Below are 12,480 nucleotides of genomic sequence, written 5' to 3' on the forward strand. Positions count from 1 at the left end.
TCAAACTCTCCAAAAAAGTGTTTGAAATAGAATCGACACCAATCGACTCTATCAATTGTCTTAGCTTGTTACTTGTTCATCTAAAGGCAAGCCTTCAGATGTTCGAAAAACAGTCTCTGTTTTTCTTGACATACTGGTTGTTTTGTTCAGTTTTCAAGGAGCAAATGTTTTGCATCGCTTTAAAACAGCGACTTCATTAATATACCATATCGAGTTTTTAATGTCAACTCTTTTTTGTATCTTTTTTTAATCTGTTGAATAAGTTTGTTGCAGTTGGTTAAGCAACGATATTAAATTTACCATGATTATTCGTCGAAAGCAAGAAGAATTTAAAAATAATTTATTGGAAATTGTCAGTTAATCCCTCAACCCTTGTCCTTACTGACTTTTCAAAGCGATATAACTACTTAAATGGCTGTTTTAACCCTGTGGTTATCATCAACTATACTTAACATACCCGTAAGTAATGATTATAAAACCTCAAAAACGACTTTCTTCAAAGTTTGAAAACAACAATCTTCATTAACTTCTGAGAAAACTTGGCATTCGCGAAGCCTTTAATGGTGAATGCCTTAATCGTACTTAAGCAGATAGGTAAGTTTATAATTTTAATCTGCAAAAAAGAAGTTCTTTCTTCTATAGTAAAAAGGCCTCTGATCAAAAAACATCAGGGGCCTTTAAAAAATTACTTATTACGCATTTGTGGAAATAATAATACATCCCTTATCGATGGTGCATTCGTTAACAGCATAACCAGACGATCAATTCCAATGCCTAGTCCACCCGTTGGCGGCATACCATACTCTAATGCTTCAAGGAAATCCTCATCCATAAGATGTGCTTCATCGTTCCCTTCCGCTCTTTCCTTAACTTGCGCTTCAAATCGTTCACGCTGATCTATTGGATCATTTAATTCACTAAAAGCATTCGCGTGTTCACGACCAACAACAAATAATTCAAATCGGTCTGTAAAACGCTCATCTTCTTTATTCTTCTTCGCCAATGGCGAGATTTCTACTGGATGTCCATAAATAAAAGTTGGTTCAATTAATGTCTCTTCTACCTTTTGCTCAAAGAATTCATTCAATACATGTCCATATGTCATTGAGTCTTTCACTTCAACGCCATGTTCCTTCGCTAATTTACGTGCTTCTTCGTCTGTCATCTGTTTCCAGAAGTCAACGCCTGTATTCTCTTTTACAGCATCAGCCATATGCAATCTTGTCCACTCGGGTTCTAAATGTATTTCGTGTTCACCATAAGTAATGGTTGTTGATCCAAGTACTTCTTTTGCAATATGGGCGATCAAGTTCTCTGTTAGCGACATAATATCATTGAAATCAGCGTACGCTTCGTATAATTCAATCATCGTAAATTCAGGGTTATGTCTTGTAGACACACCTTCATTACGGAATACACGACCAATTTCATACACTTTTTCCAACCCACCAACAACTAATCGTTTTAGGTGCAGTTCAATTGCTATACGCATATATAGCGGAATATCCAATGCATTGTGGTGTGTTTCAAATGGACGCGCAGACGCTCCACCTGGAATACCGTGCATCATTGGTGTTTCAACTTCCAAAAATCCATTTCCATCTAAATACCTGCGCATGGATTGAATAATCTTACTGCGAAGTACGAACGTTTCTCTACTATCCAAATTCGTGATCAAATCTAAGTAACGTTGACGATAGCGTTGTTCCACATCTTTCAAACCATGATATTTTTCCGGAAGTGGTCGAAGAGATTTTGTTAATAACTGAAATTCAGTTGCTTTAACGGACAGTTCTCCGACTTTCGTTTTAAACATAACACCCGTAACACCAACGATGTCCCCCATATCCGCTGATTTAAAAATTTCATAAGCCGCTTCACCGATTGCATCTTTTCGAACGTAGATTTGGATTTGTCCCTTTAAATCTTGAATATGTGCAAATCCTGCTTTTCCTTTTCCACGTTTCGTCATTATTCTGCCAGCAATGGTCACTTGATCTTCTTTTTCTTCTAATTCCTCTTTTGAGAATTGATCATATGCCGTCAATAAATCCTCCGATAGATGGGTTCGATTAAATTTACCACCAAAAGGGTCTAGACCTTGTTCGCGATATTCATTTAATTTGTCCCGCCGCACTTGCATTTGTTCCGTTATTTCTTCTGACACCTTTCATCACTCCAGTCATTGTTGTCTATCATTATATAGGAAAACTGCATTTCTTTCATGTAATAATTACCTATCGACGAATCGACATTTAATTTTGTTCGCTATCTGGCTCTAATGTCAGCTCCGCTTTTGCAATTTGCAACTGGGCAGCGATGTCCTCCAATAATGCTTCAGATGCAGGCGCTACACCACGTTCAATTTTTCCAATCACTGCCATAGAGACATCTAATTGCTTTGCAAGTTCAACTTGCGTATAGCCTTTTAATTTCCGAAAACCTCTAATCCTTCTTCCTATTCGCTTGGTGTCCATTCTTTTACATCCTTTTTGTCTGTAGGTGGAAGTTCATCTATATAATCCGCAACTGGCCTATCCCATGGCGGTATAATGGCTGTTGGTGCAATTTCATTCAATGGAATCAACACAAATGCCCGCTCATGCATTCGCGGATGCGGAATAATTAATCTGTCCATTTTACTATTTTCTTGATTATAGAGTAAAATGTCAAGGTCTATTGTTCTTGGTCCAAACCGAATAACCCGCTTCCTTCCTAATAACTGTTCAATTTGCTGGCAGCAATTTAACAGTTCAATGGAAGATAGTGATGTTTCTATCTCGACGACCATATTTAAAAAATCCGCCTGATCTGTGTAACCAACAGGTGCCGTTTCATAAATGGAAGATTGCTTGACAATCGTAATAGACCGCTGATTGGTCAGCGATTGTAATGCACTTGTGATATGTTCATATCTTGGTTCTATATTGGTTCCTAGTGCTATATATGCTTTGTTCATACTGACTTCTCCCGATAAATTTCAACTGCAACTGATTGATAATGTCCCGGTATAGGTGGGTCCGGTTTAATTACCTTCACTTGAATCGCTTCTAACAAGTCAAAGGAAGTAAGTAACTTATCTGCTATCTTCTCTGCAACTGCCTCGACAAGTTTTTTCGCTTCTCCCTCTACAATTCCTTTAATTAATTCATAAGCATGTCCATAGTGAATAGAATCATTCATGTCATCAGACTTACCTGCCTTTTTTAAATCCACAAATAATGCCACATCGACATTAAACCGTTGTCCCAGCTTATTTTCTTCTGGAAATAAGCCATGGAAGCCATAAAATTGCATTTGGTTAAGGACTATTTTATCCAATTGCAGTTCCTCCCTTTCCTAACATTGCATCCATCATTTTTGTTAGCTCCGCCGTAAGCCTCACATTATGTACCCGAACAATTTGAGCACCTTTGTTGATCCCTAAACAGGTTGTGGCACCCGTTCCAATATCTCGTTCTGCTGGAGGCAAGTCGAGTATTTCTCCAATAAATGTTTTTCGTGAAGCAGCTAATAAAAGCGGGTAGCCTAATTCAGTTAACTGTTCCAAGTTATTCAATACAACTAAATTATCTGCCCCTGTCTTAGCAAAGCCAATTCCGGGGTCTATTATTATTTTATCTCTGTGCACTCCTGCTTCCAGTGCGATGTCAATGCTTTCCGATAAATCCTGCTTCATATCATCAATCAGAGATGTATAATTCATATTTGTTCTGTTATGCATTAAAATAATTGGTGTACCCTTTTCTGCTGCGACTTCGGCAATCTCAGGCTCGCGCTTGGCACCCCAAACATCGTTCACAATAGACGCGCCTGCCTCAATTGCTTGTTTAGCAACCGCTGCTTTATATGTATCAATGGAAATAGGTATGGTTATTTCATCCTTGATTGCTTGAATCATCGGGATGACGCGTTCCAGTTCTTCCTCTAATGATACTGGCTGATGGTCCGGCCGTGTAGATTCTCCACCAATATCGATTATATCTGCACCTAGCCGTTCCATCTCCACCGCTTGTTTTACTGCAATGTCAATGGATGTATAGTTTCCTCCATCAGAGAAAGAATCCGGGGTAACATTTAAAATACCCATAATATGTGTTCGCGATGAAAAATCATATGTGTGTGTGTTTATTTTCATTTTTATATCGTTACCTTCCTCTAGTAGCCTTATTCCTTTACTATCGTATCATATAATGCCTTTATCTAGTAGAAATTTAGAACAGCAAAAGTCTCTTTTTAACAACGTGCAAACGGGAAATATGCTGACGGGATAAAAAAACACGATAGGTGGTAGCGAATTGCTGTTGACTTATCAGAGGAAGAATTCCGAGAGCTGCTAGTTGTTGGGCGCTGGTCTCTTAACACCACGTTCAGTGGCGACGATGACACTAGTACGCCCTGTAGTCGAATCCGGACAACTAAAAAAGGGGATTAACACTGAAACAAAAGTGTTAACCCCCTTGATAAACTGGTTTATTTATTCATTTTCTTGATCAAATTGATATAGTGGCGTGGATAAGTATCGTTCACCGTTATCCGGGATGATGGCGAGGACCTTTTTCCCTTTACCAAGTGTTTTGGCTACTTGTTGAGCTGCTGCAACAGCCGCTCCCGCAGAGACCCCGCCTAGAATACCATTTGTGGTTGCAACTTCACGTGACGTGGCGAATGCCTCATCATTAGAAATACGGATGATTTCATCGTAGATATCCGTGTCTAATACGCCTGGGACAAATCCGGCACCCAACCCCTGAATTTTATGTGGTCCCGGTGATCCACCAGATAGAATAGGAGAGTCTTCCGGTTCTACTGCATAAATTTTAATTCCGGAAAAGTTGTCTTTTAACACTTTTCCAGCTCCTGTAATGGTTCCGCCTGTTCCAATTCCGGAAACAAATCCGTCCAAACCATCACGCATTTGTTCTACAATTTCCTTCCCAGTTGTACGGGCATGTACTTCCGGATTGGCTGCATTGTTAAATTGTTGCGGCATATAATAACCATGTTCTGCTTTAAGATCTTCGGCTTTTTTAATTGCGCCTTTCATTCCATCTGCACCAGGCGTTAAAACAAGTTCAGCACCATAAGCGCGCAACAGATTACGACGCTCTTTACTCATCGTATCCGGCATAACAAGAACAGCTTTATATCCTTTTGCTGCTGCTACCATCGCCAAACCAATCCCTGTATTACCGCTAGTTGGCTCAATGATCGTATCCCCATCTTTTAAAAGCCCTTCTTTTTCCGCAGCTTCTACCATGGATAATGCAATTCGATCCTTTACCGAACTACCTGGACCCATAAACTCTAATTTCAAATAAATATCTGCACTGTTTTCGTCTGTCATGCGATTTAATTTAACAATCGGTGTTTCTCCAATTAAGCCAGTTATATTATCTGCAACTCTCATGAAACAACCTCCCAATTCATAGTTAATTTGTATGATTAATTACAATGTACGTTGTTTCCGCTTATTTGTCAACAATTCCAACTGAAAAAAGGCAAATATTTGATAAATCATTTTTCTTCGAATATCCATTCAATGTCTAATTTATCCCATAGTGGGTCTGCCGTTAATGATTGCCCCTGTTCCTGTAAGGCAAGCTCGCTTTTTACATAGGGTTTGATTTCATCGTAGGTAAATTCAATGGATGGAAGCTTTTGATGTAAATAAAGGATGGAAAACCCCTTGTCTACTTTAATTGGCTCACTATACGAATGTGCTTTCATCTTATCTGCTACTGTTTCATATTCGCTAGGGAAAAACTGACTCGTTGTCGTGATAAAGCCAAGATATCCCCCGTCTTTTTTTGAATCTTCATCAATGGAATACTCCCGGGCAAGTAAATCAAATGATGCACCATCATCTAACTCCTTGACCACCTTTTCAGCAACATCCTTATCTTCCACTACGATATGGGACATTTGCATTGCGGCTTTAAAGTTGTACTGATTTTTATACGTGTCATAGAATTCCTTGATTTTTTGTTCATCAATCGCTACATCCTTCGTTAACAGTGCTTCCAATTGATACCGGTAGCGAATATCCTCTCGCCAACCTGCTTCCTTTTCTTCCATCTCTTCTTTCGTCATAATCCCCTGCATAGATGTTAACAATGCTAGTTCCCGGTCTACTACTTTATCGGGAACTTCAATTTTATTTTTCTTCGCTAGTTTTTTTACAGCGGTACGATCTATCATCGTTTTTAGCTGCTGCTTTCCGTTCGCATGACGCAAATCGCGCATCCAATCTTCAAAGGAAATCGATTCTCCATCTATTGACGCGACTGGCCCATTCGTCCTTACCTTTACATCTTCCTCCACAACAACCGTTTCACCCTTATTCCAAAAAAGCAATGTTGCAATGTTCGTAATTAAAAGGACGATAACTATGCCTAGTAATAATCTTTTCGACACGGTAACAACTTCCCTTCATTACTGAATCAATGCCTCTAGTTCTGTTTCATTGAAATGGTATGTTTCATTACAAAAGTGGCAAGTTGCTTCTGCCCCTTTATCTTCGTCAATCATACTTCGTATTTCTGCATTCCCTAGGCCGATAATAGCCTGCTCCACACGTTCTTTAGAACATTTACAGCGAAATTCAATTGGGAGCTTTTCATGAATTTTCACTTCTTCATCACCAAACAACCGCGCAAGGATCTGCTCAGGTGTATTCCCTTCCCGGATCAGTGTCGAAATGGCTGGAAAGGATTGAATTTCTTCTTCTAATCGATCAATAATTTCCTCATCCGCACCCGGCATGACTTGAACAATAAAGCCGCCTGCAGCCAGAATAGAAAGATCTGGATTTACCAATACACCTGCACCAACGGCAGAAGGTATTTGTTCGGAATTGGCAAAGTAATAGGTAAAATCTTCACTAATTTCCCCGGAAATAATTGGAACTTCTCCAGTGAAATAATCCTTTAACCCTAAATCTTTAGTAACACTTATATTCCCTTCCTTACCTACGGCACGCGCTACATCCAGTTTTCCCTTTTCATTTAGATCAAAGTCGACATGCGGATTCGTTACATAAGCGCGGACTTGTCCTTCCGCATTACCGTCAGCGATGATTGCTCCTATAGGACCTTTTCCTTCCACTTTAACAGTAATAGAGTCGTCCCCTTTTAGCATTGCACCCATCATCGCTGTTATCGTAATCGTTCTACCTAAAGCAGCGGAAGCCGTTGCCCAAGTATCATGTCGCCTGCTTGCTTCACCCACTGTATTAGTAGAGCTAATTGCATACGCACGAACCATTCCATTATATGTTGTTGCTTTCACCAAATAATCCTTCATTATGATTACTCCCTCTTTATTTAATAATCCTGTCACTTCATTTGTTCTTTTGATAGATCGAATATAAACCCCTTAACGTTAAATAGGGATCAACTTCATCAATTGTATCCGAAGCTTCGGCCATTAACTTTGCCAGGCCGCCTGTTGCAATGACCCTTGGTGCAGTATTGACTTCTTTCTTTATCCGTTTCACCAAACCATCAACTTGTTCTGCATAGCCATAGAACACACCTGATTGCATGGCACCTACAGTTGACGTTCCCACAACCTGCTCTGGTGCCTGAATTTCAATCTTAGGCAGTTTCGACGCTTTACTATATAGGGCATCCATAGAAATCTGAATCCCCGGGGTGATCACCCCACCACGGTAGGATTGTTCTTCATCGACATAGCAAAAGGTAGTAGCAGTACCGAAGTCAATAATAACGAGTGGTGCGCCATATGTTTCAATTGCCCCGACAGCATTAACAATTCGGTCAGCACCGATTTCCTTCGAATTGGGGTAATTCATTTTTAAATGCGTTTGTACCATTTCCTTGCCTACAACTAAAGGATCTATTTTAAAATATGTCCTGCACATTTTTTCCAATGCAAACATAATTGGAGGGACTACAGAAGATATAATAATTCCCTTAATATCTGAAAAGCCAATTCCTCTATGGTCAAATAATGAACTGATTAACATCCCAAATTCGTCTTCCGTTTTGTACCGATCTGTTTTGATCCGCCATTGATGTTTTAATTGCTCTTGCTCAAATACACCTAATACCATATTCGTATTTCCCACATCCAGAACAAATAGCATTGTTCACCAAACCTTCCCGCGAAATATATGCACTTTAAAATTTAGCTTTACTATTTTTTTAATATACCACACTTCACCATGTATTAGAATTAGATGGCCTGGGGTGTTAATAAAAGTAAAAAACAGCCACTTATTTCTATAAATAAGTGGCTGCTTGTTTTTTTAAGCTTTATTATTATCTCCGTCTTCCGATGGAGTATCTATTTCTTTTTCTTCATCTGCGCTCGTTTCATTCTCTTCAGATTCAGCTTCGGCTTTACGTTTTTCCTGCCTTTGCCTTTCTGCTCTTTCTTTCGCTTCTTCGTAAGTCTCTGGATGGGGTTCTTCATCCGCCTTGGACTGAATGTTAACTTTTAAATCTTCTTCCGGTTCTGGTAGTACACCATCTTCAAATAATGATTTAATTTGTTTTGCATCCAACGTTTCTACCTCAAGCAATGTTGAAGCAATCAGCTCCAGCTTATCCTTATGTTCTGTCAGAATGCTTTTCGCCCGATCATAACAATGGTTAATGAAGTTTTGCATTTCTTCATCAATTTTTTGTGCGATCGAATCACTAAAGTTTGAGTCATCCTGAATGTCGCGACCTAAGAATACTTGATTACCACTGCCGCTGGTAAATTGAATTGGTCCTATTTTATCACTCATACCATACTCGGTTATCATTTTCTTAGCAATCGATGTGGCACGTTCAAAGTCATTCGAAGCACCAGTACTCACTTCACCAAAGATTAATTCCTCCGCTACGCGTCCACCAAGCAAACCGGTAATCTTATCAAACAACTCTGGCTTGGTCATGAAATAACGGTCTTCCCTTGGTAGCATGACAGCATAACCGCCAGCCTGCCCACGAGGAACGATTGTCACTTTATGAACCACATCCGCGTCATCTAACACCATACCGATAATCGTGTGACCACTCTCGTGATAAGCAACAATATCCCGTTCTTTTTTCGAGATTACCCTGCTTTTCTTCGAAGGTCCTGCAATGATACGGTCAATCGCCTCATCAATATCTAACATACCGATTGTAGTACGCTCTCCTCTTGCTGCAAAAAGCGCCGCCTCGTTTAGCAGGTTCTCTAAATCTGCACCAGAAAATCCAGGTGTACGCATTGCTATCGTTTTAAGGTCAACTGTATCATCAAACGGCTTATTTCTGGAATGGACTTTCAGTACATCCTCACGTCCCCTAACATCTGGACGGTCTACCACAATTTGACGGTCAAAACGGCCTGGACGCAGCAATGCCGGGTCAAGGATATCTGCACGGTTTGTTGCCGCAATCATGATGATACCTTCATTCGCACCAAATCCGTCCATTTCAACAAGTAGTTGGTTTAGTGTTTGTTCACGTTCATCGTGACCACCACCAAGACCGGCACCACGTTGTCTACCAACCGCATCAATCTCATCTATAAATATGATACATGGCGCATTTTTCTTCGCGTTTTCAAATAAATCACGAACACGGGAAGCACCCACACCAACGAACATTTCAACGAAGTCAGAACCACTGATAGAGAAAAACGGTGTTCCTGCTTCACCTGCAACTGCACGGGCAAGTAATGTCTTACCTGTTCCCGGAGGTCCAACTAGGAGTACCCCTTTTGGAATTCGCGCACCAACAGCAGTAAATTTGCGTGGATCCTTCAAAAAGTCAACAACTTCAACAAGTTCTTGCTTTTCTTCATCGGCTCCAGCAACATCTTTAAAACGAACCTTCTGTTTATCTTCTGTATACATTTTCGCCTTACTCTTACCAAAGTTCATGACACGGCCGCCACCGCCGCCGCCACCTTGTGCCTGGCTAAGTATAAATAAGAAAAATAGACCAATAATTAAAAATGGAATCATGGTTGTTAAGAACGTAACCCATCCGCTTGGCTTTTCCTCTTCCTCTACTTTAAGTATACTTTGTTCTGTTGCCTGATCTGTAATATTTGCAACGATATCTGTATTATCCGGAACTTGCGCAACAAATGTCTTATCGCCTTCTGTTAACTTTCCAGTATATCGAATAATACCGTTTGCTGGCTGCATCGTCATTTCGTCGATTTCACCATTATTTAAAGCTTCCGTAAATTCCTTTACATTAAATTCCTTTTCTTCTTCGTTCTGTCCATTAAACATACTTATAACAGCAACAATGCCTAGAAAAATAAGTAGTCCGAAGAATACATTCCGAAATATCCGATTCATTGCCAACCTCCTCCCAAACGGGAAAAACTATAGTATATCGTACCATATGAAAAAGTTTAAATACAACTAATTTCATCTGAAAAACCTTTTTCTTTCTGAACGCTGATCGTAAACAGCAGGAATTAAATCATACACTGTTTACCATAACACTAATTACGCTTCTTCCCCACCATAAACTTCCGGTTTAAGAACACCGATATATGGCAAATTACGATATTTTTGATCATAATCCAAACCATAACCCACAACAAACTCATTAGGGACTTCAAATCCGACCAGATCTGCTTTAATCGCTGCCGTTCTTCCAGAAGGCTTATCAAGTAATGTAACAATCTTAATTGATTTCGCTTTACGGTATTTAAACAAATCAACAAGATAGCTTAGGGTTAGGCCACTATCGATAATATCCTCGATAATTAATAAATCACGACCTTCCACTTTTGTGTCAAGGTCTTTTACAATTTTCACTTCACCTGAAGAGCGCATTTCCCCACCATAACTTGATACGTCCATAAAGTCCATTTCCAAATGGGTTTCTATATTCCGTATTATATCAGACATAAAAGGCAATGCACCTTTTAATACGCCAATTACTAATGGGAATTTGTTGTCATACTCCGAAGTTAACTGCTTACCAATTTCTTTACACTTTTTATCTATGTCCTCACGTGATATTAATATATGATCAATATCATTATGCATATGCGCTGCCTCCTACATGATTGCTTCCTTATACTCGATTTGAATATATTCGGTTGGTTTGCCCTGTGTTGCTGGTTGTCCTTTTTTAATTCCGATCAGCCATAGGATCTCATTATTATTATCAACCATTATTGGCCATTTATTTCGTTCTCTTAATGGTATTTTTTCGTCAATAAAAATATCCTTCAGTTTTTTACTGCCATTTAATCCTTTCCAGCGCATTCTGTCCCCAGGCTTGCGCGTTCTTATATGTAATGGTAAAGCAACTTGTTCCACGTCACAACAATAAATATGCTTTTCTTCACGATAGGCAACGTCTGTTAAACTTGCCTTTATGCTGGAACCATCCGGCAACTCCAGTTCGCCTGGAATGGAAAGGACCTCATGAAAAGGAGAATGAAGTGGATGCTGATGCAAGAAGTAAAATGACAAATTCCCATATGACTTTTCAACCTTCAATTGGGAAGGGAAATCCATTCGGGCATTACTTTTTTCACTCCCTATTAAAGTAAACAGATGTGCCTCGTGCACATAAGATAAATCTTTAGGTAATTCATCATACAGATATTTTAATATTAGATGAAATACACGTCTTTGTAAAGCAAGAGGATGCGATTTATATTGATTAATTTTTAGTGAAGCCGTTTTGTTTTCTATATCTAAATCAACGATATCTTCCAGTACTTTATTGGCCTCTGTTTGCAAAAAATCCTCATCCGATTGCAGGCTTTCACTCAAGTATTGTACCGTTGTATGTATTTTTTGGTTTTTTTCCTTTAGTAGTGGAATTACATGCTTGCGAAAATAGTTTCTCGTATACACTGTTTCATGGTTTGACGGATCAATTCTGGGTATAATACCGTACTTCTCGCAATAGGCTTCCGTTATTGTTTTTGTTACGGAAAGCAAAGGACGAATGATTGCCCCAGATGCAAAGCGCCGCTTCGATGGTATTCCGGAAAAGCCGCTTGAATCAGCTGTTCGAACAAATGACATCAGCATCGTTTCCACCTGATCATCACCATGGTGGCCAAGCGCTAAGTAATCAGCTTGAAAGTATTCCATCTGTTCTGCAAAAAACTGGTAACGTACTTCCCGGGCTGCTAGCTGTGTTCCCATCTGGTGCTGCCGTTTATACGCCGGAACGTCTATCGAAGTACCCACAAATACAATATCCCATTTTGCACAAATATCGCGCACATAATCCAGATCCGCTTGCGATTCCTCTCCCCTTAATTGATGATCAACCATTACTGCAATCAGTTTCAGGTTCCACTCCTCCCTCATTGAATGAAGTAGATGCAGCAAGGCCATCGAATCCGGCCCGCCCGAAACACCGACTAGTACGGTAGCATTTTTCTCAAGTAAGTGATGCCTGTTAATAAATGCGGTAACCTCTTGTTTCATATCATTCCATCTCCAAGACTAAATTAGTAAACTAGCTATACCTTATCATAACGTTTTAT

The 12,480-nt window shown here is 39.7% G+C and carries 12 protein-coding genes; all 12 read right to left on the reverse strand.

The genetic code is table 11. The features are described from left to right. Nucleotides 1-685: 685 nt before the first annotated feature. The gene (gene lysS, locus JOC34_RS17875) at nt 686-2,143 is read right to left on the reverse strand and encodes a lysine--tRNA ligase (protein ID WP_205138288.1); all 1,458 of its coding nucleotides are present in this window, start codon (nt 2,141-2,143) and stop codon (nt 686-688) included. Nucleotides 2,144-2,255: 112 nt separating this feature from the next. Then, entirely contained in the window at nt 2,256-2,477 is a 222-nt protein-coding gene (locus tag JOC34_RS17880; RefSeq protein ID WP_205138156.1) for a helix-turn-helix domain-containing protein, read from the reverse strand. Next, entirely contained in the window at nt 2,459-2,959 is a 501-nt protein-coding gene (gene folK / locus JOC34_RS17885) for a 2-amino-4-hydroxy-6-hydroxymethyldihydropteridine diphosphokinase (RefSeq protein ID WP_205138157.1), read from the reverse strand. Before folK ends, JOC34_RS17880 begins: the two co-directional genes overlap by 19 nt. After that, complete coding sequence (gene folB, locus JOC34_RS17890) at nt 2,956-3,321, reverse strand: dihydroneopterin aldolase (RefSeq protein ID WP_205138158.1); 366 nt, start codon at nt 3,319-3,321, stop codon at nt 2,956-2,958. The genes folK and folB overlap by 4 nt, the downstream gene beginning before the upstream one ends. After that, entirely contained in the window at nt 3,314-4,138 is an 825-nt protein-coding gene (folP, locus tag JOC34_RS17895) for a dihydropteroate synthase (protein WP_205138159.1), read from the reverse strand. Before folP ends, folB begins: the two co-directional genes overlap by 8 nt. Nucleotides 4,139-4,477: 339 nt before the next feature. Continuing rightward, nucleotides 4,478-5,410 (reverse strand): cysteine synthase A, encoded by a 933-nt coding sequence (gene cysK, locus JOC34_RS17900; RefSeq protein ID WP_205138160.1) that lies wholly within the window; start codon nt 5,408-5,410, stop codon nt 4,478-4,480. A 107-nt stretch (nt 5,411-5,517) separates the two neighbouring features. Further along, complete coding sequence (locus tag JOC34_RS17905) at nt 5,518-6,417, reverse strand: peptidylprolyl isomerase (protein WP_205138161.1); 900 nt, start codon at nt 6,415-6,417, stop codon at nt 5,518-5,520. A gap of 18 nt (nt 6,418-6,435) precedes the next feature. Beyond that, a complete protein-coding gene (hslO, locus tag JOC34_RS17910) occupies nt 6,436-7,305 on the reverse strand; it encodes an Hsp33 family molecular chaperone HslO (RefSeq protein WP_205138162.1) in 870 nt (289 codons plus the stop codon). 37 nt (nt 7,306-7,342) lie between these two features. Then, nucleotides 7,343-8,110 carry a type III pantothenate kinase gene (locus JOC34_RS17915; RefSeq protein WP_205138163.1) on the reverse strand — a complete coding sequence of 256 codons (768 nt, stop codon included), beginning with the start codon at nt 8,108-8,110 and terminating at the stop codon, nt 7,343-7,345. Between the two features lie 162 nt (nt 8,111-8,272). Next, a complete protein-coding gene (ftsH, locus tag JOC34_RS17920; RefSeq protein ID WP_205138164.1) occupies nt 8,273-10,312 on the reverse strand; it encodes an ATP-dependent zinc metalloprotease FtsH in 2,040 nt (679 codons plus the stop codon). A gap of 153 nt (nt 10,313-10,465) precedes the next feature. After that, a complete protein-coding gene (hpt, locus tag JOC34_RS17925) occupies nt 10,466-11,014 on the reverse strand; it encodes a hypoxanthine phosphoribosyltransferase (RefSeq protein WP_205138165.1) in 549 nt (182 codons plus the stop codon). 12 nt (nt 11,015-11,026) lie between these two features. Then, nucleotides 11,027-12,421, reverse strand: a complete 1,395-nt coding sequence (tilS, locus tag JOC34_RS17930; protein ID WP_205138166.1) for a tRNA lysidine(34) synthetase TilS — start codon at nt 12,419-12,421, stop codon at nt 11,027-11,029. Nucleotides 12,422-12,480 lie beyond the last annotated feature (59 nt).

It is taken from the genome of Virgibacillus halotolerans, assembly GCF_016908515.1.
In the GTDB taxonomy this organism is placed as follows: Bacteria; Bacillota; Bacilli; order Bacillales; family Amphibacillaceae; genus Virgibacillus_M; species Virgibacillus_M halotolerans.